General features: G+C 30.4%; 18 protein-coding genes and 5 tRNA genes. 3 read left to right on the plus strand and 20 right to left on the minus strand.

The window, feature by feature from the left end; translation table 11 throughout:
- Positions 1-291: 291 nt before the first annotated feature.
- From rpoC to mraY, 17 genes are all read right to left on the minus strand, one after another.
- Positions 292-4824, minus strand: a complete 4533-nt coding sequence (rpoC, locus tag ACH5BH_RS08820) for a DNA-directed RNA polymerase subunit beta' (protein WP_423298093.1) — start codon at positions 4822-4824, stop codon at positions 292-294.
- Positions 4814-8962, minus strand: a complete 4149-nt coding sequence (rpoB, locus tag ACH5BH_RS08825) for a DNA-directed RNA polymerase subunit beta (RefSeq protein ID WP_423298094.1) — start codon at positions 8960-8962, stop codon at positions 4814-4816. The genes rpoC and rpoB overlap by 11 nt, the downstream gene beginning before the upstream one ends.
- Before the next feature lie 174 nt (positions 8963-9136).
- The gene (rplL, locus tag ACH5BH_RS08830) at positions 9137-9511 is read right to left on the minus strand and encodes a 50S ribosomal protein L7/L12 (RefSeq protein ID WP_404305783.1); all 375 of its coding nucleotides are present in this window, start codon (positions 9509-9511) and stop codon (positions 9137-9139) included.
- A gap of 51 nt (positions 9512-9562) precedes the next feature.
- Positions 9563-10051 carry a 50S ribosomal protein L10 gene (gene rplJ, locus ACH5BH_RS08835; protein WP_404305785.1) on the minus strand — a complete coding sequence of 163 codons (489 nt, stop codon included), beginning with the start codon at positions 10049-10051 and terminating at the stop codon, positions 9563-9565.
- 166 nt (positions 10052-10217) lie between these two features.
- Entirely contained in the window at positions 10218-10916 is a 699-nt protein-coding gene (rplA, locus tag ACH5BH_RS08840) for a 50S ribosomal protein L1 (protein ID WP_404305787.1), read from the minus strand.
- Between the two features lie 74 nt (positions 10917-10990).
- Positions 10991-11416 carry a 50S ribosomal protein L11 gene (rplK, locus tag ACH5BH_RS08845; protein WP_404305789.1) on the minus strand — a complete coding sequence of 142 codons (426 nt, stop codon included), beginning with the start codon at positions 11414-11416 and terminating at the stop codon, positions 10991-10993.
- Positions 11417-11514: 98 nt separating this feature from the next.
- Positions 11515-12042: a transcription termination/antitermination protein NusG gene (nusG, locus tag ACH5BH_RS08850; protein WP_404305791.1), complete on the minus strand. Its 528-nt coding sequence runs from the start codon at positions 12040-12042 to the stop codon at positions 11515-11517.
- Positions 12043-12051: 9 nt separating this feature from the next.
- Positions 12052-12234 carry a preprotein translocase subunit SecE gene (secE, locus tag ACH5BH_RS08855; protein WP_404305793.1) on the minus strand — a complete coding sequence of 61 codons (183 nt, stop codon included), beginning with the start codon at positions 12232-12234 and terminating at the stop codon, positions 12052-12054.
- Positions 12235-12314: 80 nt separating this feature from the next.
- A tRNA-Trp gene (locus ACH5BH_RS08860) sits at positions 12315-12390 on the minus strand.
- Between the two features lie 38 nt (positions 12391-12428).
- Entirely contained in the window at positions 12429-12599 is a 171-nt protein-coding gene (gene rpmG, locus ACH5BH_RS08865; RefSeq protein WP_404305795.1) for a 50S ribosomal protein L33, read from the minus strand.
- Between the two features lie 10 nt (positions 12600-12609).
- Positions 12610-13818, minus strand: a complete 1209-nt coding sequence (tuf, locus tag ACH5BH_RS08870; protein WP_404305797.1) for an elongation factor Tu — start codon at positions 13816-13818, stop codon at positions 12610-12612.
- 204 nt (positions 13819-14022) lie between these two features.
- Positions 14023-14099, minus strand: a tRNA-Gly gene (locus ACH5BH_RS08875).
- Between the two features lie 9 nt (positions 14100-14108).
- Positions 14109-14193: transfer RNA gene (locus tag ACH5BH_RS08880), tRNA-Tyr, on the minus strand.
- Positions 14194-14261: 68 nt separating this feature from the next.
- Positions 14262-14338, minus strand: a tRNA-Thr gene (locus ACH5BH_RS08885).
- Positions 14339-14353: 15 nt separating this feature from the next.
- Positions 14354-14429: transfer RNA gene (locus ACH5BH_RS08890), tRNA-Phe, on the minus strand.
- Positions 14430-14465: 36 nt separating this feature from the next.
- Positions 14466-15641 (minus strand): UDP-N-acetylmuramoyl-L-alanine--D-glutamate ligase, encoded by a 1176-nt coding sequence (gene murD / locus ACH5BH_RS08895; protein WP_423298095.1) that lies wholly within the window; start codon positions 15639-15641, stop codon positions 14466-14468.
- Between the two features lie 3 nt (positions 15642-15644).
- Positions 15645-16706 carry a phospho-N-acetylmuramoyl-pentapeptide-transferase gene (mraY, locus tag ACH5BH_RS08900; RefSeq protein WP_423298096.1) on the minus strand — a complete coding sequence of 354 codons (1062 nt, stop codon included), beginning with the start codon at positions 16704-16706 and terminating at the stop codon, positions 15645-15647.
- Positions 16707-16821: 115 nt separating this feature from the next.
- Between mraY and gpmI the strand changes: the two genes are divergently transcribed.
- Genes gpmI through ACH5BH_RS08915 form a run of 3 tightly spaced genes read left to right on the plus strand, consistent with a single transcriptional unit; the run spans position 16822 to position 20978 of the window.
- Positions 16822-18297: a 2,3-bisphosphoglycerate-independent phosphoglycerate mutase gene (gene gpmI / locus ACH5BH_RS08905; RefSeq protein WP_423298097.1), complete on the plus strand. Its 1476-nt coding sequence runs from the start codon at positions 16822-16824 to the stop codon at positions 18295-18297.
- 6 nt (positions 18298-18303) lie between these two features.
- On the plus strand, positions 18304-18999 hold the full coding sequence (locus ACH5BH_RS08910; protein WP_423298098.1) for an ATP-binding cassette domain-containing protein: 696 nt from the start codon (positions 18304-18306) through the stop codon (positions 18997-18999).
- A 2-nt stretch (positions 19000-19001) separates the two neighbouring features.
- Positions 19002-20978: a transglycosylase domain-containing protein gene (locus ACH5BH_RS08915; protein WP_423298099.1), complete on the plus strand. Its 1977-nt coding sequence runs from the start codon at positions 19002-19004 to the stop codon at positions 20976-20978.
- Between the two features lie 75 nt (positions 20979-21053).
- On the opposite strand, the gene glnA is transcribed toward ACH5BH_RS08915, so the two are convergent.
- The 3 genes from glnA to ACH5BH_RS08930 all read right to left on the minus strand — a co-directional run bounded on the left by glnA (position 21054) and on the right by ACH5BH_RS08930 (position 23860).
- A complete protein-coding gene (gene glnA / locus ACH5BH_RS08920; RefSeq protein WP_404305808.1) occupies positions 21054-22481 on the minus strand; it encodes a type I glutamate--ammonia ligase in 1428 nt (475 codons plus the stop codon).
- Positions 22482-22604: 123 nt separating this feature from the next.
- Positions 22605-23414 carry a histidinol-phosphatase gene (locus tag ACH5BH_RS08925; RefSeq protein ID WP_423298100.1) on the minus strand — a complete coding sequence of 270 codons (810 nt, stop codon included), beginning with the start codon at positions 23412-23414 and terminating at the stop codon, positions 22605-22607.
- Positions 23414-23860 carry a molybdopterin synthase catalytic subunit gene (locus ACH5BH_RS08930; RefSeq protein WP_423298101.1) on the minus strand — a complete coding sequence of 149 codons (447 nt, stop codon included), beginning with the start codon at positions 23858-23860 and terminating at the stop codon, positions 23414-23416. The genes ACH5BH_RS08925 and ACH5BH_RS08930 overlap by 1 nt, the downstream gene beginning before the upstream one ends.
- Position 23861 lies beyond the last annotated feature (1 nt).

The following is a 23861-nucleotide window of genomic DNA, read 5'->3' on the forward strand; positions in this document are numbered from 1 at the left end:
TTTTTCATCATAGATAACTTAAATGTAATATCTAAAAATTTTATTATTAAAATAGAGCTCATCCAAAAATCAAAATTATTTAAATAAAAACATAAAAAAATTGTATAAAAAAATGTAGTATGCATTAGAAAATACAAAAAAATATTTTTTCTAAATATGTAAAAATTATTTAAAATCAATCCATGTAGAGTATCAGCTTTTTGCCATTTTGATTCAAAAATTTCTAAAAAAATAAAAATTAAAAGTAGTAGTAATATTTCCATTTGAAAGGTTAAACAATAAGGCTAAGCCTTATTGTTCATTAGGTTGAGAAAAACTAATTTTCTTATCTTTATAAAGTCCTGTTCCAACTGGAATTGTTCTACCAATTACAACATTCTCTTTTAAGTCTTCTAACATATCCATTTTTGCAGAAATTGCAGCTTCTGTTAATACTTTCGTAGTTTCTTGGAAAGATGCAGCTGAGATAATAGAATCAGATGTAACAGCCGCTCTTGTAATACCAAGTAATAATGGTTCAGCAATTGCAGGTTGTCCACCAAGTTTAATAATTCTTTCATTCTCAATTTTAAATCTTTTCTTAGATACCATATCACCAATAATGAATTTAGTATCTCCACCATCTAAAATAGATACTTGTCTTAACATTTGAGATGTAATAACCTCAATATGCTTATCAGCAATATTTACCCCTTGAGATCTATATACTTGTTGTACTTCTGATACAATAAAGTAATGTAATGCTTTTTCACCTAAAATTCTTAATACATCATGAGGTGAAACTTGACCATCTGTTAATGCTTCGCCAGCATGAACAAACTCACCTTCATGTACTAAAATTTGCTTAGATTTTTCAACTAAGAATTCACCTTTATTACCATTTTCATCAGTAATAATTATTCTTTGTTTATTTCTAAGTGGTTTACCAAATGAAACCATACCATCAAATGAAGCAAGTACTGCAATATTCTTAGGTCTTCTAGCCTCAAATAATTCAGATACTCTTGGAAGACCTCCAGTAATATCTTTCGATTTTTGAGTTGCTTTTGGTGTTTTACCAATAATATCAGCAACTTGAACTTTTTGCCCTTCTGAAACATTAATAGATGTCTTAGGATCTAATGAATATCTAATAATCTCTTTATCTTCTGTTGCTAAGATAACAGTTGGTTTATATCCACTTGGAATATATTCATTAACAACTAGTTTAGAAGTACCTGTTAATTCATCAAATTGTTCAGAAACAGTTACACCTGGAATAATATCTTCAAATGATATAACACCTTCTTTTTCAGCAATAGATGGATTTGAATATGGATCCCACTCTGCAATTACAACTTGTTCAGTAGTTTCAGGTACAGCAATAACTGAATCTTTTTCTACAGCAACGTCATCACTTAATTCAACTTGTGAACCTCTAGCAATATAGTGTCTTAAAGCTTCTCTACCTTCACCATCAACGATTACAGCAAATAAACCTTTCTCATCAACTTTATCACCAGCTTTAATATCTTTTCTTCTTTCTAAATAATCACCAGTTAATTTATAGTATTTTACAACACCTTTTGCACCAGTAATAATTTTAGAAGTAATTGGAGCTCCATCTGCAACTCTTAATTCAGAAGCAAAAGGAATTCTATTTGGAACATTCCAACCATCTTTAATCATCTCAACGATTGATTCATTTTCTTCAACTTCAATACCATCTGAGTATGGTAAGTATAGCTTACCTTCAATCTTACCAGATACACCAGCAAGCTCATTTGGTTTAGCAACATCATTTTTTCTTAAGTAATATTTCTTATTTTCACTTCCATTAGAAATTGTTAAAATAACTTCTTCATGAATCGTTTCAACAGTAACATTACCTTTAAATGGTGCATTTATTTTTGGTTCTACTAATAAAATACCTGCATTTCTTCTGTTTGCAACAATATTTTTACCTTCACTATTAGTATATGTTCTAATATTGTAGTATCTAATAAAACCTTCTTTATCTGCTCTTAACTCTCTTTCAGTTTGAGTTGCAGATGCTGTACCACCAACGTGGAATGTTCTAAGTGTAAGCTGTGTTCCTGGCTCACCAATAGATTGTGCTGCAACAACACCAACAGCTTCACCAGGAGTAGCTTTTCTTTGCTCACCAAGGTTAAGACCATAACATTTAGAACATAAACCATGTTCTTCTTTACAAGTTAATGGAGTTCTAATTACAACAGATTTTACTTCAGCTTCTGCAACAACTTTTGCATTCTCTTCTGTAATTAATGTTCCTTCTGTAAATAGAATTTCATTTGAAATTGGATCAATAATATCTTCTGCAATAACTCTACCTGTAATTCTTTCTTCTAATGATTCGATTAACTCATTACCAGAAGAAATATCAGTAATCTCAACACCTTCATGAGTTCCACAATCTTCAATAGTAATTCTTACATTCTGAGAAACGTCGATAAGCTTTCTTGTTAAGTAACCTGCATTGGCAGTCTTAAGAGCTGTATCGGCAAGACCTTTTCTAGCACCGTGCGTAGAAATAAAGTACTCAAGAACGTTTAGACCTTCTTTAAAGTTTGAAATAATTGGCGTTTCAATAATAGAACCATCAGGTTTTGCCATAAGTCCCCTCATACCTGAAAGCTGTCTAATCTGAGCAGCAGAACCTCTTGCCCCTGAGTCAGCCATCATATAAATAGAGTTGAATCCATTTTTATCTTCTTCAACTAAATTCATCATTTCAGATCCAAGCTTATTATTAACTTCTGTCCAAATATCAATAATTTTATTATATCTTTCTTGCTCAGTTAATAAACCTTGTGCAAACTGCTTTTGAACTTCAATAACTTCTTTTTTAGAAGCTGCAATATGTCCAACTTTAGTTTCAGGAACTCTAATATCATCAATTGAAACTGAAATACCAGCATCTGTAGCATATCTAAAACCTAAGTTCTTTAAGTTATCTAAGAATCTAGGAGTTACTTCATATCCACCATGCTTGTAGATATAATCAACTAAAGTTCCAATATCTTTTTTCTTTAAAATTTTATTCCATAAATTAGCAGGAACAAAGTCAGGTAAAATTTCATGAACAATTAATCTACCTACAGTTGTATGAATTACTTTATTATCAATTTTAGTTCTAATTTTTGCATGTAAGTCTACTTGACCCATATCTAATGCAATTTTTGCTTCATTTACATCTGTAAATAATTTATGTTCACCTTTTACACCATCTTTTTCTAATGATAGATAATAAATACCTAAAATCATATCCTGTGATGGTACGGCAATAGCTCTACCAGAAGCTGGTAAAAGAATGTTCATAGATGACATCATTAAAATTTTAGCTTCTGCAACTGCTTCTTGTGATAATGGAACGTGAACGGCCATCTGGTCACCATCGAAGTCGGCATTAAATGCAGCACACACTAATGGATGTAACTGAATTGCTTTACCATCAATTAATACTGGGTGGAAAGCTTGAATAGAAAGTTTATGAAGAGTTGGAGCTCTGTTAAGCATAACAGGATACTCATCAACAATTTCATTTAAACATTCCCAAACTTCATTAGTTTCAGACTCAATTAATCTCTTTGCAGATTTTAATGTAGTTGCATAACCTTTCTCTTCTAATTTAGCCATTAAGTGTGGTTTAAATAACTCTAAAGCCATTTTCTTAGGAATACCACACTGATCCATATTTAAAGTAGGTCCAACAACAATTACAGATCTACCAGAGAAGTCAACCCTTTTACCAAGTAAGTTTTGTCTAAATCTACCTTGCTTACCTTTAATAATTTCAGATAATGATTTTAATGGTCTTTTGTTAGCACCTTTAACTGCATTTGCAGTTTTACCATTATCAAATAGAGCATCAACTGCTTCTTGAAGCATTCTTTTTTCATTTCTGATAATAATTTCAGGAGCATCAAGCTCTGTTAATCTCTTAAGTCTGTTATTTCTATTAATAACTCTTCTATATAAGTCATTAACATCTGAAACTGCAAACTTACCACCATCTAATGATACTAATGGTCTTAAATCAGGAGGAAGAACTGGTAATTGAGTTAACATCATCCATTCAGGTCTATTTCCAGAATTAATAAAGTTTTCAACTACTTTTAGTCTTTTAATAATAGTTTTTCTTTTTGCTTCTGATTTAGTTGCAGACATTTCTTCTTTTAACTTAGTTAATAATTCAAATAAGTCTAAAGTTTCTAATAATTCTCTAACAACATCTCCACCCATATCAGCTTGGAAACCTGTATGTTCAAATAAATCAGAAATAGTTCTATATTGTTCTTCGTTTAAGATATCATATTTTAAAACTTTTTTAGTTTTTTCATTATCATAATAAGCATCACCTGGCTCATTTACAATATATGCTTCATAATATAATACTCTCTCTAAATCTTTTAATTTTACACCTAATAAAGTACCAATTCTTGTTGGTAAAGATGAAACCATCCATATATGAGCAACAGGAGATACTAAGTCAATATGTCCCATTCTGTGTCTTCTCACCTTTGAAGATGTTACTTCAACACCACATTTTTCACATACAACACCTTTGTATCTCATCTTTTTATATTTACCACAAAGACACTCATAGTCTTTTACAGGTCCAAAGATTTTAGCACAAAATAATCCATCTCTTTCAGGTTTTAATGTTCTATAGTTAATAGTTTCTGGTTTTTTTACCTCACCAGAAGACCAAGAAAGAATTTTTTCAGGACTTGCTAGTCTTAATTGAAAAGCCGCAAAATCTTGCGGTCTTTCTAATTCTTTTATTTCAATTGGTTCTAATACTTTTTCATTATTGCTCATCGTTTTCTACCTCGTCAAATATCTCAACATCTAAACCTAAAGCTTTCAACTCTTTCGTTAATACGAAGAATGTTTCAGGTACACCTGAACTTGGAACATTTTCACCATTTGCAATAGCTCTATATGCTCTTGTTCTACCTTCAACATCATCTGATTTAGTTGTAAGCATTTCTTTAAGAACATTTGTAGCTCCATAAGCTTCAAGAGCCCAAACTTCCATTTCCCCGAATCTTTGTCCACCAAATAGTGCTTTACCACCTACTGGTTGTTGTGTTACAAGTGAGTAAGGACCTGTTGATCTTGCATGCACTTTTTCATCAACTAAGTGGTGAAGTTTTAACATATACATATAACCAACATTAACTCTTTCATTCATTGCACTACCAGTTTTTCCATCATAAAGTTGAGTTTTTCCATCAGAATCAATTTTTGCTAATTCAAATAATTTAACAAACTCTTCTTCTTTTACACCATCAAATACTTGTGTAGCGAACCTAACACCTTTTGACCAATCTTGACCATATTTAATAAGCTCTTCATCAGATAAAGAATCCATAAACTCTTTTCCATTCATAAGCTTAGCAACAGATGCAATTTCTGTCATTTTAGCTCTTAATTCACTTACAAATTCAGCTTTTTTGTTCTCAAATAGTTCTTGAATTTGAGCACCTAGTTTCATTCCAACTAAACCTAAGTGAACTTCTAAAATCTGACCAATATTCATCCTTGAAGGTACCCCTAATGGGTTAAGAATAACATCAACCGTTGAACCATCTTTCATATATGGCATATCTACTTGAGGAACGATATTAGAAACAATACCTTTATTACCATGTCTTCCGGCCATTTTATCCCCAACTTTGATTTTTCTCTTAGTTGCGATATAAACTTTTACTTGTTTAATAACACCAGATGGTAAAATATCATCATGTTCTAATACTTGAAGTTTCTCTTCATGTTCATCTCTTAATTGAGCTTTTTGCTTAATGAAGTAATCTTTAATTTCATTGTATTTTTTCTCAACTTCATCAGAGTAAGAAGCAACAACTTTTTTCATAGCAAATCTGTTTACATTAGTTAAAATATCAAAAGGAATTTTTTCACCTTTTTTATATGTAACATCTTCAACTTCAACATCTTTAGCTAATTCAGATTTAGATAATAAATCATTGATTTTTAAAATCTCTTCTCTATCAAGCATTAAAAGTTTATCATGGTGTTTTATATCAAGTTCTGCTTTTTCAGCTTCAATTTCAGCTACTGCTCTTTCGTCTTTTTCATAACCTTTTTTAGTAAATACTTTTACATCAACAACTGTACCTTCCATAGAAGTAGGAGTTAATAAAGATTTATTAATTACGTGACCAGCTTTTTCACCAAAAATTGCTCTTAAAAGTCTTTCTTCTGGAGTTGGTTTAATTTCACCTTTTGGAGTTACCTTACCAACAAGAATCATACCTGGCTTAACAAAAGTACCAACTTTAACAATACCAGAAGCATCTAAATGAGTAATTGACTCTTCTTTTACACCTGGTAAATCTCTAGTAATTTCTTCATTACCATGTTTAAGTTCTCTACACTCAACATCTTTTTCATAAATATGAACAGATGTAAATGCATCTTCTTTAATTAGTCTTTCAGAAAGAACAATCGCGTCTTCATAGTTATATCCATTCCATGGCATAAATGCAACACAAGCATTAACACCAACTGCTAATTCACCATTATCCATTGATGGACCATCAGCAATAACTTGTCCTTTTTCAACAATATCACCCTCTTTTGTACCTATTCTTTGTCCAAATGAAGTATTATTGTTTGTTCTAACATTTTTATTTACTGTATAGTGATCAATAAATGCACCATTTTCATCTTCACCTCTAATGTAGATGTTTTTAGCATCAGCTTTTTCAATAACTCCGCCTCTTTTAGCTTTAATAGCTTCCCATGCATCTCTAGCAACTGTTTTTTCTAAACCAGTTCCAACAACAGGAGCATTAGGTCTTAATAATGGAACAGCTTGTCTCATCATATTTGATCCCATTAATGCTCTGTTGGCATCATCATGTTCTAAGAATGGAATTAAAGATGCAGCAACACCCATAACCATTTGTGAAGAAATATCAATTAAGTCAACTTTATTTCTTTCAACTAAAAGAATTTCACCATCTTGTCTAGCTTCAATTAAGTTTTCAACAATTTTACCATTTTCATCAATTTTAGTTGATCCTGGAGCAATTACTAATCCCTCTTCTTGAGTTGCAGTATAGTATTTAATTTCATCAGTTATTTGACCATCTTTTACTGTCTTATATGGCGCTTCAATAAACCCTAAATCATTAACTTTTGAGAAAGTTGATAAAGTATTAATAAGACCAATATTTTGCCCCTCTGGAGTTTCAACTGGACAGATTCTACCATAGTGAGTTGGGTGTACGTCTCTTACTTCAAATCCAGCTCTTTCTTTTACTAAACCACCTTCACCAAGTGCAGAAAGTCTTCTTTTATGAGTAACTTCTGATAATGGATTAGTTTGATCCATAAATTGTGATAACTGTCCAGATGTAAAGAACTCAGTAATTGTTGATGTAATCATTTTAGAGTTAACTAAATCATGTGGCATAATATCTTCTAATGTACCAGATAAAGTAGTCATTTTATCTCTAATAGCTTTTTGCATTTTGATTAATCCAGAATGCATTTCATTAGCTAGTAATTCACCAATTGCTCTAATTCTTCTGTTACCTAAGTGATCTCTATCATCAATGTGACCATGACCAGATTTAACTTTTACTAAGTACTGAACTGTTTTAATAACATCTTCATAAGTTAAAGTCGTTACATACTCAGGAACATTTACACCTAACTTGTGGTTCATTTTCATTCTACCAACTTTAGTTAAGTCATATCTTTCAGGATCAAAGAATAGTTTTTTAACAAACTCTTTTGCAGCTTCTTTTGTTACAGGCTCACCTGGTCTCATAACTTTATAAATTCTAATTGCTGATAAATCATTTTCATCATCAATTTCTTCAGTTTGTTTTAAAAGTTTTAAAGACTCTGCATCTGCTTTAAATGCATTAATAATAGAATCATCAACTCCAGCAGCTAAATCATTTGCTATATCAAAATTATCAAAACCAAGATCTAATAGTTTTTTTAATTTAATTTCATCAAGATTAGTTAAAGCATCAAATAATACTTCACCTGATTCTGGATCGAAAATTGTAGAAGCTGTAGATCTATCCATTAATAATTCAACAGGGTATTCAACTAACTTTAATCCACCTTCAACTAAAGCTTTTGCTTTTCTAGCAGTTAATCTTTTACCTGCTGCTAAAATTAAATTACCTTTTTCATCTTTTAAATCAAATTCAACTCTTCCTGTAAAATCATCAGGATTAAATTCTGTTAAGAATTTGTTGTTTTTAATTTTTACATTTAAAATTGGATAGAATAATTTAATAATATCTTCTTTAGAGTAACCTAATGCTCTAAATAAAATAGTTACAGGAACTTTTCTTCTCTTGTTAATTCTTACATATAATACATCTTTTGCATCATATTCAAAATATAACCAAGAACCTCTATCTGGAATTATTTGTCCAGTATAAATAAGTTTATTATCAGATGTATTAGATTCTTCTTCTTTAAAGATAACACCTGGAGATCTGTGAAGTTGGTTAACAACAACTCTTTCAACACCATTAACAATGAAAGATGTTCTATCTGTCATTAAAGGAATTTCTCTGATGAATAAAGATTGTTCTTTCATATCTTTAACACCGATTTTTTCACCAGTCTTTTCATCTAAATCCCATAAAGTCAATCTAATATTGATTTTTAAAGGAATAGAGTATGTAAGACCTCTAACCATTGATTCTCTTACATCATATTTAGGTTTACCTACGTCAGAACCTAAATAGTCTAATGTAATCCTATTTTGTGCATCATGAATTGGGAAAATTGATTTGAATACTTTTTCTATACCAGCATCAGCTCTATCTTCTTGTCCAATCATTAAAAATGTATCATATGAATTTTGTTGTAATTGTAGTAGATTAGGAATTTCAATTTGTTGTGGATTTTTTGCAAAATCAACTCTAAGTCTATTACCAGATTTTAAAGAGTTTAACATTTCAGGCCTTGTTATAAAATTTGGTTTAGTTTTAAGCTTTATATATAAAGCACAAAAGCATCCATAAAGGATAGGGTTAAAATTTGAGGTAAATTCTAACCTTAGCCTTCAAAGATGCTAGTCTTTTACACAAGGCCGTCGCCTTGTGTAACGTTTAAAAGATAGATGGGAGAATTATGCTAATTCTACAGTAGCTCCAGCACCTTCTAATTCAGCTTTTGCAGCTTCAGCGTCGTCTTTAGAAATTCCTTCTTTAACAACTGCACCAGCTTCTTCAGCCATAGCTTTTGCTTCTTTTAATCCTAATCCAGTTAACGCTCTAATTACTTTAATAACGTTAATTTTCTTAGCACCAGCGTCTTTTAATACAACGTTGAACTCAGTTTGTTCTTCAGCAGCTTCAGCAGCTCCACCAGCTACAGCACCAGCTACAGCTACAGGTTGAGCAGAAACTCCAAATTTTTCTTCGAATTCTTTTACTAATTCAGATAACTCTAATACAGATAAACTAGAGATGTATTCTAATACGTCTTCTTTAGAAATTGCCATTTCTTAATTCCTTATTTTATTTTATTTTATATTTTTATAGTTTGCTTATAATTAAGCAGCCTCTTCTTCTTTTTTCTTTGCAAGAGCATCAAGCCCAATTGTAAAGTTTTGTACTGGAGCCATCCAAGTAGCAGCAAGCATACCAAGAAGTTCATCTCTAGATGGTAATTTAGCGAATGCATTAACAGTTGCAAGATCCGCAATTTCACCTTCAATGATACCAGATTTAATAGCAAATTTATCTTTGTTTGCAGTTGCAAACTTATCAGCTACTTTACAAGCAGTAATTTGATCTTCAGACCATAAGAAAATGTTTGAACCACTTAATTCAATATCACCTAATTCAGCATTCTTTACAGCAACTGTAACTAATGTATTTTTAGCAACTTGAACTTTAGCACCATTTTCTTTAGCATCTTTTCTTAATTCTTCTAACTCTTTATGAGAAATTCCATTAAAATCACAAACTACGATAGCTTGAGACTCTTTGAATTCTGCAGTTAAAAAATCAATTACTTCTGATTTTTGTTGTCTAGTCATATTTCCTCCCTTCAAAACATGGACTTAGGCGGGATTTACAAGAAACGAGGAATGTTTCTAACCTGCTGTCTTTAGTTTTATATCAGTGCTTTGAATAACACTCAAAAATATTGATTACTAATCAACACTTTTGAATGTTTGTAGCTATTAAATAAGGAAAATATCCTTATTTAATATCCATTAACTCAGATGCATCTACAGTAATAGATGGTGACATAGTTAATGATACAGCAGCATTAGTAAAATATCTACCTTTAGCAGATGCAGGTTTTGCTTTATTAATAGCTGCAACGAAAGCTTCAATGTTTTCTTTAATTGCTTCAGTTGAGAATGAAATCTTACCAACTGCTGCTTGCATATTACCTTTTTTGTCAACTCTATATGCTACTTGTCCACCTTTAGCATCATTAACAGCTTTAGTAACATCCATAGTTACAGTACCAGTTTTAGGGTTAGGCATTAAACCTTTTGGTCCTAAGATTCTTCCTAATTTACCAACAAGTCCCATACAATCAGGAGTTGCGATTAATACGTCAAAGTCAATATTTCCAGCTTGAACAGATTCAACTAAATCGTCATTACCAACGATATCAGCACCTGCAGCTTTTGCTTCATCAACTTTAGCACCTTTAGCAAATACTGCAACTCTTACAGTTTTACCAGTACCATTTGGAAGTACAACAGCACCTCTAATCATTTGGTCTGCATGTCTTGGATCTACATTTAAGTTTAATGCAACTTCTACTGATTCATCAAATTTAGCAGATTTAAGTTCTTTTAATAACTCACAAGCTTCTACTAAAGAATAGTTTTTATCTTCAATTTTTTCTGATAATGATTTATATCTTTTTGAAATTTTTGCCATTTTGTTCTCCGCAATTTTATTTTTTGCTACCGCCTTTTTAAGTCTGGTGGTAAGACTGTTAAAGAAACTAAAGCTTATGCTTCAGTTTCAATACCCATTGATCTAGCAGAACCTGCTACAATTTTTGCAGCTTGTTCTTTATCATCTGTATTTAAGTCAGCGATTTTCATATCTACAATTTCTAAAATTTGTTCTTTAGATAATTTTCCAACTTTATTTTTTAGTGGATTATCACTACCTTTTTTAACTCCAGATATTTTTTTAATTAAATCTGTCATTGGTGGTTGTTTAGTAACAAAAGTAAAACTTTTGTCTGAATAAACAGTGATTTCAACAGGAATATTGAATCCACCTTTATCTTTTGTTTTCTCATTGAATGCTTTACAGAATTCCATGATATTGATACCTCTTTGACCTAATGCAGGTCCAACTGGTGGTGATGGGTTTGCTGCACCAGCAGGTATTTGTAATTTAAGTGTACCTTCAACTTTTTTAGCCATGCTATTCCTTTTTTTATTTGGTTTATAATGTACTTAGGCATTAGGCAAGAAAACTATAAAAGAAGCAAGTTTTATTGCCTAATGCCTAATATATATTTTTAAACTACTCTTTCTACTTGTGTATAAGAGATTTCAACTGGTGTATTTCTTCCAAAAATAGAAACATTAAGTTTTAATAAACCAGAAGCCATATCAAAGTCTTCTACTAAACCATTAAAGTTAGCAAATGGACCTTCGTTAATTCTTACCATTTCTCCTTCATCAAAAGAAACTTTTGGCTTAGCTGCTGCTCTATTTTGAACTTTTTCTAAAATCATATTAATATCTTTATCAGATAATGGTGTTGGTTTCTTAGATTCACCAATAAATCTTCCAACTCTAGGCATTGATTGAATTCTATGCCATAATGCAGTATCTAAATCTATCTTTGCAAAAGCATAAGCTGGGTATAAAGGTCTTTCAACAATAGACTTTTTACCTTTTTTTATCTCAATTAAATCTTCAGTTGGAACTAATACTTCTGAAATTCTACCATCTGCCATTTCTTCAGAAAGTTGTAATAGTGCTCTCTTAACCGCTAATTCACTTCCTGAGTAAGTTTGAATTGCATACCATTTTTGTGCCATTTATATTCCTTAGTTCATTACAGAAGATAAGCTTAAAGACATTACTGTGTCAATTAATGCTAAGAAAAGAGAAATAACAGTAACAACAATAAATACTGATAAATAAGCAGATCTAATTTGTTCCTTTATAGGAAAAATAACTTTTGATATTTCTTCTTTAGCATTTTTATAATAGTTTTTTAATTTGTTCACAATTGACTCCAAGTATGATAATAATAATAAGCTTGTAAATTCTTTTAAAAGGAGTCGTGACTTCTTTTAAAAAAATTTAGTGGCAGGCCAGGAGGGATTCGAACCCCCAACCATCGGATTTGGAATCCGGCGCTCTACCATTGGAGCTACTGACCTGTAAGTCAAGGCTTGTTACCAAGCCTTGATATAAAGTCTTACGACTTAAGTTTTACTTCTTTATGTAAAGTATGTTTTTTTAATCTTGGACTATATTTCTTAGTCTCAAACTTTTCAGTATGAGTCTTAGGATTTTTAGTCGTAGTGTAGTTAATATCACCACACTCTTGACATTTTAATCCGATTTTAATTCTAACTCCGTTTGCCATGAATCAACCCTTACTTGATGATTTCAGAAACAACACCTGCACCTACAGTTCTACCACCTTCTCTAATAGCGAACTTAGTTCCCTTTTCAAGAGCGATAGGAGCAACTAATGCAACAGTCATTTCAACGTTATCTCCAGGCATAACCATTTCAGTACCTTCTGGTAACGTACAAGAACCAGTAACATCAGTAGTTCTTACATAGAATTGTGGTCTGTATCCTGAGAAGAATGGAGTATGTCTTCCACCTTCTTCTTTAGATAAGATATAAACCTCACCTTTGAATTCAGTATGTGGAGTAATTGATCCTGGCTTAACAAGAACTTGTCCTCTTTGAACATCTTCTTTTTTGATACCTCTTAAAAGAATACCTGCATTATCACCAGCTTCAGCATAATCCATTTCTTTTCTAAACATTTCAATACCAGTTACAGTAGTTTTAACAGTATCTCTTAGACCAACGATTTCAATCTCATCACCTAATCTAACTGTACCTTGGTTAATAGCACCAGTAACAACTGTACCTCTACCAGAAATTGAGAATACATCCTCAACAGGCATTAAGTAATCTTTATCAGTAGATCTTTCTGGAGTTGGAATATAAGCATCAACTTCAGCCATTAATTGATAAATTTTTTCAGACCACTCACCAGCGTTTCCACCTTTAGCTTCTTCTAAAGCTTGGAATGCAGATCCAGCAACGATTGGAGTATCATCACCTGGGAAGTCGTACTCAGAAAGTAATTCTCTTACTTCCATTTCAACTAATTCTAACATCTCTTCTTTATCTTCGTCATCTAATTGATCTTCTTTGTTTAAGAATACAACAATGTAAGGTACACCTACTTGCTTAGATAATAAGATGTGCTCTCTAGTTTGTGCCATTGGTCCATCAGTTGAAGCGATAACTAAGATAGCTCCATCCATTTGTGCAGCACCAGTAATCATGTTTTTAACATAATCGGCGTGACCTGGACAATCTACGTGAGCGTAGTGTCTTGTTTCAGTTTCATATTCAACGTGAGAAGTAGCAATAGTAATTCCTCTTTCTCTTTCCTCTGGAGCATTATCAATTTGATCATAATCCATAGTAGCTTGACCATTTTTAAGCCCTAAACACATAGTGATAGCTGCTGTTAATGTAGTTTTACCGTGGTCAACGTGACCAATAGTACCGATATTTACGTGCGGCTTACTTCTTTCGAATTTTTCTTTTGCCATAAAATTCCCCTTCTAAAATTTGTGGTTATAGCCCTCTGAGTAGATAAGCCCATTGGCTTCTCTATTCAGAGGGGATTACTATTATTTTGTTCGACGTGTATTATATTTAAAAAATACTAAAAAAAACTTTAAAGGGAGTATAAATTTGTATAGAGTTATAAAAAAAGTGCTTATAACTCAGCTCCCAGTAAACAATAAAATAAATGGAGCGGGAGACGAGACTCGAACTCGCGACAATCTGCTTGGAAGGCAGAGGCTCTAGCCAACTGAGCTACTCCCGCATCATTTAATGGTGGTGAGGGAAGGATTCGAACCTTCGAAGCCGTAGGCGGCGGATTTACAATCCGCAGGATTTGACCACTCTCCAACCTCACCGATGTTAAAATTATTATTGTTCTGGTCAAGCGCTGGTCTTTTGACTTACGCACGACAATTATTAAAAATGGAGCTGGTGAAGGGACTTGAACCCCCGACCTGCTGATTACAAATCAGCTGCTCTAGCCAACTGAGCTACACCAGCGCCAAAAAATTTGAATGGTGGTTCGAGGCAGAATCGAACTGCCGACACAAGGATTTTCAATCCTTTGCTCTACCGACTGAGCTATCGAACCCTTTCAAATTGGAGTGAAAGTATACACATTAGTATATTAATTTTTCCTTAAATTAAATACTAATTTTTTAAATTCTTCTCCTCTTTGTTTATATGAGCTAAACTGATCTAATGAAGCAGCCGATGGAGACAGTATTCCAAGAGTTTTTGTAGTATGTTTTAAATTGATAGAATTCACTGCATTTTCTAAAAAATTGCATTTAATTACTGATAAATTATATTCTTTTGATAAAGAAACCAACTTATTTGTATTAGAACCTATTGCATATATTGTTATATTAAGATTTTTGATAAATTCAAAAAGTGGTTTTAAATCAGCTCCTTTATCATCTCCTCCTAATATAAGATGTATTGTTTTCTCTTTATATGAAGATAAAGCATTTATTGTTGCATCAACATTTGTAGCTTTACTATCGTCTATCCATAATCTATTTTCTTTATCAAAAAATTCTTCTACTTTATGTTTATCTACTTTATATGTATTTATATTTTCATAATCTACAATATCAAATATAATTTTTTTAGCACATAATGCTAATAAAGCATCTAACAAAAAAGGTTCTTTAAATTTAATTTTTGATTTATCTATATCAAATTTTTCACATAAGTCATCACTATCTTTATAGGTAATTAGTGTCGCATTTGTTTTTACATATTTATATACTTCGGGAACTATAGCTATTTCACCTTCGTTCATCATTGATAAGGGTTTAAGTTTTGCATTTTCATACTCTTTAAAAGAACCATGCCATGAAATATGATCTTCTGATATAGGTAACAATAAATATAAATTTGGTTTTGCTTTATTAGTATAATGAAAAGTAAAAGATGAAGTTTCTAAAATCCATATAGAACTATTAAGTGAAAGATTTGATATTGATGTTCCTATATTGCCTCCACATTCACTTCCCTTTTCTTCTAAAATGTGTTGACACATTTGTGTTGTAGTTGTTTTACCATTTGTTCCACTAATCCAAATTGAAAAAGGCATTATATTATAAAATAAATCATAGTCGCTTATTATATTTTTAGAATTCTTAACCATTTCATTAAAAGGAGGTATACCGGGACTTACAACAGTAAGTTCATTACTCTGCTTATCATACTCATGAAAATCATTATCATCATATAATATTGCTTTTGGAAATTTTTCTTTTACTGCTTTAGCAGTTAATCCTTTACCTAAAACTCTTATTTTTTTACTATAATCCATTTATTACCTAATTTTTAAACTCATTAATGCAAAAAGATTTGTCATAAATGATATGATCCAAAATCTTACAATTATTTTATTTTCTTTCCATCCTTTTTCTTCAAAATGATGATGAATAGGAGCCATTAAAAAAACTCTTTTTTGTCTTAATTTATATGATCCAACTTGTAAAATTACAGATACAGTTTCTAGCACAAAAATGAAACCAATTAATAGTAACAATACTTCTGATTTTGCTACAATTGCCATATATCCCATAAAAGCACCAACAGGTAAGGAACCACTATCTCCCATAAAAACTTGTGCTGGATGAGAATTAAACCATAAAAATGCAATTAATGCACCAGATATTGCAGCACCCATCACAGCTAATTCACCTGCAATTTGTATATTTGGTAATAATAAATAGCCTGCAATAATAGCATGTCCAGTTACATATACTAATACAGACAATGTAAAAAATGCCATAATTGATGGAACTGTAGCTAAACCATCTAAACCATCTGTCAAATTAACTGCATTTGAAGTAGAAACTAAAACTAATACCCAAAATCCTAATGCAAACATTCCCATATCAAAAATAGGTAATTTATAAAAGGGAGTAAATAAAGTTGTAGTATGTTCATAAAAATACAAAACAAGTCCAACAAGTAAGGCACAGAATATTTGAAGTAAAAGTTTACCTCTAGCACTTAAACCTGCATCATTTTTATCATTTGAAATTTTTGAATAGTCATCTTGAATCCCAATTAAAGAGAATAATCCAATTGTTAATAAACCACCTACAATATAGAAGTTATTCAACTTTGCAGTTAAAAGTGTAGCTATTATAGTAGCAAAAATAAATACTATTCCACCCATAGTAGGAGTTCCTACTTTTACTTTATGAGAATCAGGTGCCAAATCATAAATGGGTTGAGATGCTTTTTTTGATTTAGCCCAATTAATAAATTTTGGTAACAAATACATTGTTAGTAAAAAAGCAATAAAAAAACTAATACCAGCTCTTACTGATATGTATTGAAAGATATTAATATCTAGATGTCTATAAAACCAATAAAACAATTTAAACCTTCATTTTGTATTAATATTACAAAATATGTTTTCAGCAAACATATTCCTATATTTTGATATAATCCATGCGATTATATTATATTATAGTTTTTAAAAGGTTTAAACAATGGTAAATAAGACAATTCTAATAATTACTGATGGTATTGGGCATAATGATTCAAATGAATTTAATGCCTTTACAAATGCAAATACTCCTACGTATGATTATCTATTTAAAAATGTTCCTTACTCACATATTCATACTTATGGTAAGCATGTAGGTTTACCAGATGGACAAATGGGTAACTCAGAAGTTGGACACATGACAATAGGAAGTGGTAGAACACTATATCAAGATTTAGTAAAAATAAATATAGCGTTAGAAGAAAATACATTAAAAGATAATAGTGTATTAAAAGATACTTTAGAAAAATCAAATGATATTCATTTAATAGGGTTATTAAGTGATGGTGGAGTACATTCTCATATTGATCATATTATTGGAATTGCAAACATTGCTAAAAACAGTGGGAAAAAAGTTTTTATTCATATAATTACAGATGGTAGAGATGTAGCTCCTGATTGTGCAAATAAATATGTTCAACAAATTTTAGATATCTGTGATGAAGATATAAAAATTGCAACTATTGCTGGTAGATATTATTCTATGGATAGAGATCAAAGATGGGAAAGAGTACAAAAAGGTCATGATGCTATTACATTAGGTTTACCAAAAACTAATAAATCTGCTATTGAATATATAAATGACTCATATAAAGAAGATATATTTGATGAGTTTTTAATTCCATCTGCTTTTGAGGGATATAATGGACTAAGAGAAAATGATGGGATTATTTTCTGTAATTTCAGAAGTGATAGAATGAGAGAATTATCAGCTGCTTTAGGCGATAAAAACTTTTCTGCATTTCCAAAATTTGCTAATAAAATAAACCTTGCAACAATGACACAATACGACAAAAATTTACCATTACCTGTATTATTCCCTAAAGAAGCTCCAAAAAATACTTTAGCGGAAGTTATTTCAAAAGCGGGATTAAACCAACTTCATACAGCCGAAACGGAGAAATATGCCCATGTAACATTTTTCTTTAATGGTGGAATTGAAGAACCTTTAGAAAATGAAACTAGAGTTTTAATTCCCTCTCCAAATGTTGCCACTTATGACTTACAACCTGAAATGAGTGCACCACAAGTAGGTGAAACAGTAAGAAAAGCAATGGATGAAGAAACAGATTTTATTGTTGTAAACTTTGCTAATGGTGATATGGTTGGACATACGGGCGTTTATGAAGCTGGAATAAAGGCTGTAGAAGCTGTGGATAAAGAATTAGGTCTTATTTTAGAAAAAGCTAAACAGAAAGATTACAAACTTGTTCTAACATCAGATCATGGTAATTGCGAAATGATGAGAGATAAAAATGGGAATACTCTTACAAATCATACAGTTGGAGATGTATTCTGTTTTGTAGTTTCAAAAGATGTAAAAGAAGTAAAAAGTGGTAGTTTAAATAATATTGCACCTACTGTTCTAAAACTTATGAATTTAGAAGTTCCCGAAGAAATGGATGAGGCATTAGTTTAATACATTATGTTGAAAGTTGATATTAAAAAATTAAGAATAACTCATAAAGATAATACTTTAGTAGATATATCTTTTAATATCACTACATCTACTGCATTAATTGGAGAAAGTGGAAGTGGTAAGTCCTTAACCTTAAAAAGTTTATTAAACTTACTTCCAAACTCTTTAGATATTCAAAAAGATATTCAATCTAATTTTGAATTAAATCATAAGACAATAGGATTTATTCCTCAAAATCCTTTTACTTCATTATCTCCTATGACAAAAATATCTAAACAATTTTTTTGCTCAAAAGAAAAACAACAAAAACTTCTAAAGTTAGTTGATTTACCTAATGAAGTTTTAGAAAAATTTCCCAATCAATTAAGTGGAGGTCAAATTCAAAGAATAATTATAGCAATTGCTTTAAGTAATGATGTTAAAATCTTACTACTTGATGAGCCAACTACTGCACTAGATATAAAAAACAAAGAAAACATAATAAAGTTAGTTGATCAGTTAGTAAAAAAGTTTAATATTCTTATACTTTTTGTAACACATGATATTGAATCTATTAGAAATTTATGTGAAAAAATATTAATTATAAATAAAGGAAAAATTGTAGAAGAAGGTCTTACAAAAGAAATTTTACAAAATCCACAAGAAAAATATACAAAAAAATTAATAGATTCAAATTTTAAAAATAAAGATTTTAGGAAATAAATATGATGAAATATATATTTGGATTCTTTGTCATAGTAGCTTTAGTAACATTAGGTTGGCTTTATACTTTATATGATGAGATAAAACATGATGTTGATAAGGTAGTTAATTACAACCCTAAGCAAAGTACACAATTTTATGACAAAGATGGAAGATTAATTGCTAATATTTTTAAAGATGAAAATAGAGAGTATGTAAAATATGATAATATTCCTGCAAGGATTATTGAAGGTTTAGTAGCAATTGAAGATACTCAATTCTTTGAACATCATGGAGTAAATCTTGATGCTATCTCAAGAGCAATGATTAAAAATATAAAAGCTGGTGGTTATGTTGAAGGAGCTAGTACTTTAACACAACAATTAGTTAAAATGTTAGTTTTATCAAGAGAAAAAAAATTAATAAGAAAAATAAAAGAAGCCTTACTTTCTGTTAGACTTGAAACTATTTTGACAAAAGAAGAAATATTAGAAAGATATCTTAATAATGTTTACTTTGGACATGGATATTATGGTATTAAGACAGCTGCAAAAGGTTATTTTAAAAAAGATTTATATGAACTATCTTTAAAAGAAATGAGTATCTTAGTAGGACTTCCTAGAGCACCAAGCTTTTATGACCCTACAAAAAACCCAAAAATTTCTTTTGCAAGAGCTAATCAAGTAATCACTAGATTAAATACATTAGGCTGGATAAATAAAGAACAATATGAAAGATCTATAAAAGAGATTCCTGAAGTATATAACCAAACACTTACAAGAAATAAAGCACCTTATGTAATTGATTATGTGTTAAAAAAATTGAAAAAAGATATTCCTGATATATATTATGGAGGATATGATATAAAATTAACAATTGACTTAGATGCACAAGAAATTGCAAAAGAAGCATTAAAAAAATCCTATGAACAAGCACTTCAAAGAGATATGCAATACAGAAAAAAAGAAAAGGATTTAGATAATAATTATTATGTAGAAAAATTAAATGGAGCCTTAGTTTCAATTGATAGTAGTACAGGTAAAATCTTAGCTTTAGTTGGTGGGATTGATTATAATGAATCAATGTTTAATAGAGCAGTACAAGCTAGAAGACAACCTGGTTCAGCCATCAAACCATTTTTATATCAAACAGCATTAAATGAAGGATTAAATCCAGCTTCACAACTTGTAGATATATCTAGAACTTATGATTATAAAGATGCAAATGGAAATAAAAAGAAATGGCAACCTAAAAATTACGGAGGAAGATTTAAAGGCTTTATAAATCTTAGAGACTCTCTTGTTCAATCAAGAAATTTATCTACTGTAAACTTAGTAACAGATACAGGAATAGATATTATGTATAAATCCTTAGAAGAATATGGCTTTAAAGGAATGCCAAGTGATTTATCTATTACACTTGGTTCTATGTCAGTATCTCCTTTACAACTAAGTGAATACTTTAGTACTTTTTCAAATCATGGTACAATTGTTAAACCTTATATTATAGAATCTATTTCTAATAAAAATGGTGAAAAACTTATATTTGAACCACAAACAAGAGAAGTAAACTCTCCTGAGCAAACATTTTTAATAACATCAATATTAAAAGATGTAATAAAAAAAGGAACAGGAAGAAGAGCTCAAGTTTCAGGTATAGAACTTGCTGGTAAATCAGGAACTACAAATGATAATGTAGATGCATGGTTTTGTGGATATTCTCCTTCAATTCAAACTGTTATATGGTTTGGTAAAGATGATAATACTCCAATGAGAAGAAGTGAAACAGGAGGAAAGACACCAACACCTGCTTTTGCTTACTTTTATAAAGAATATTTAAAAATACACCCTGAAATTCCAAGAACATTTGAAAAACCTGCAAATGTATATGAGTCAAAAATTAATGGCAAAATTGAATATTATACACATAAATCTCCTCTACCTGAAATAGAAGTAAATATAGTTCCGGAAAACCCTGATGAAGAATTAATAGAGTTTTAATACTCTATTAATTTTATATAAAAAAAGGCAAGTTCTTATGAACTTGCCCTTTTAAGTATCTTAACTTAATAACTATTAACAAGAATACGTTGATTTAAATTCAAAGGCTGTTGGTCTAGACTCATCTGGCCAAACTTGTGTTTCAAATTTATAATGTTGATAAGTATCTACCATATCTTGAGTAAATACTGGTTTTAAGAAATCATTATCTCTAATTAGTGCTTCTAATGATCCTCTTAAAGTATGAGGCATTTGTGGAATTTCTCTTTCTCTAATTTCATCTAAAGGCATTTCAAATAAATCTTCATCCATTGGACCAATAGGTTCAACTTTATTAGCAATACCATCAAGACCTGCCATTAACATTGCAGCAAATGCTAAATAAGGACAAGCTGTAGAATCTGGGAATCTCATTTCAATTCTTGTTGCTTTCTCACCAGCACCATAAGGAACTCTACAAGAAGCTGATCTATTTTGAGACGAGTAAGTTAAAATTGAAGGAGCTTCAAATCCAGGGATTAATCTTTTATAAGAGTTAGTTGATGGGTTAGTAAATGCTGCAACTGCTCTTGCATGCTTAAAGATACCGCCTACATAGTGTCTAGCCATTTCTGAAAGATTTCCGTATTCACCTTCTTTATAGAATAAGTTTTTACCATCTTTCCAAATTGATTGGTGTACGTGCATACCATTACCATTATCACCAAATAATGGCTTAGGCATAAATGTACAAGATTTACCATTTAAGTGTGCAACCATTTTACAAACATATTTATATTTTTGTACGTTATCTGCAGCTTCAATTAAATCTCCAAATACAATACCAATTTCACCTTGTGCTTGTGCTACTTCATGGTGTCCTAAAACAACTTCTAGTCCAACTTGTTCTAATACTTGCATCATTTCAGCTCTTAAATCAACCATTGAATCAGTTGGTTGAACTGGGAAATAACCACCTTTAGTTCTTGGTCTATGACCCATATTACCTAATTCAAAATCTGTAGCATCTGACCATTCACCTTCTTCTGAATCTACTTTATAATAAGATTCATTTACAGAATCAATAATTTTTACATCATCAAAGATAAAGAATTCATTTTCTGGTCCAAAGTAAGCAACATCACCAACACCAGATTCACTTAAGTGAGTTAAGGCTTTTTTAGCAATAGATCTTGGACATTTTTCATACATTTGACCTTTATAAATATCATAAACATCACAAAATACAATAATTGTAGAATCAGCTGTAAAAGGATCTAAGAAAGCAGTTTCAACATCTGGTTTTAGAATCATATCTGATTTATTAATTGGTTGCCAAGCATCAACAGATGAACCATCAAAAGGCATACCAAATTCTAATTGATCTTCAGTAACTGCACTCATCATATAAGAGATATGGTGCCACATACCTTTCATATCTGTAAATCTAAAATCTACAAATTTTACTTCATTTTCTTCACAATATTTAAAAAACTCTTCAGTATTGTTTACAAACTTACCCATAGTTTTAACTCCTTAAAATAATTAATACAAATATTGTATCAAAAATAAAAAAAACTAAGATAAAAATACTGTATAAAAAATATACAATAGTATAAAATATTATACTTTTAAATAAAACAATATTTAAAAATCAACTTCTATTCTATCTCTTTTATTAAAGTAAGAACATTTTTTATATCCAATTTGTTTTGCTAGAGTAGTTACTTTATCATAAGAAAAACCAATTTGATCAAGATGATGAGCATCAGAAGAGAAAGTTATTGGAATATTTAACTCATAAGAAAGTTCTAAAAGTTCTTTTGAAGGATAAGGTTGTTCAATTGGCTTTCTCAAACCAGCACTATTTATTTCAATTACCATATTAGATTTTTTAATTTGTTTCAAAGCATCTTTTGCAATTTGCTTAATATCTTTATTAGGTAAATACTTAAAAACTTTTATTAAATCTAAATGCCCAATAACATCAAATTTACCAGTTTTTGCAAGTAATCTTACTGCTTCAAAATAATCAATCCATATATCATCAATATTCTTTTTTTTATAATTACCTATAAATTCAGGATTATCAAATCCCCATGGTTCATCATCTAGGTTATTTTTTTTTGATTCTAAAAAATGAATAGAACCAATCAAATAATCAACATCTGCATTTAATATTTCATCTAACATAGGAATATTTTGCATAAAATCAACTTCATATCCTAAAAGAATATTAATTTGATTTTTATATTTATTTTTAAAATGTAAAATAGTACTTTCATAAAACTCTTTGAAATCTATTGACATTCTATATTTTGGATCAAAATTCATAGGTGCATGGTCTGTAAAACCATAAACATCAATTCCTAAGCTAATTGCTTTTTGAATATATGATTCTACACTACCTTGTGCATGATTACAAAGAATAGTATGATTATGTAAATCAACTCTCATTATTTTAAAATCCCTGCTCCATTAATAATCGTACTTCGATCTTCGGCATAAACTCTTTCTCCTTTTATGATATCATATTTCCAAATTGGAGCTTGAGCTTTAAAATCTTCAACAAATTCATCAATCATTTCTAAAGCAACTCTTCTTTTAGGTGAACAAACAGCTGCTATATAAGAACTTTCATGATTTAAAACATCACCTTTTGAATGAGCCATCAAAACAATTGCATTTTTTTGTTTTGCTTTATTTTGCCAAGCTTCGAACCAAGATTTTAAAATTGGCTCATATATATCAAAAGATAAGCCATCTATACTATTTTCATTCCTTACAACACCAACAAAAGTAATAATAGCTCCATAATTTGAATTTTTAAATTCATCATACCATTTTGAGTTTATCTCATTTACATCTAAAGGGCCATCACATAAAATTAGCTTTTCATTCATT

The organism is Arcobacter rhizosphaerae, assembly GCF_049472155.1.
Taxonomy (GTDB): Bacteria; Campylobacterota; Campylobacteria; order Campylobacterales; family Arcobacteraceae; genus Arcobacter_B.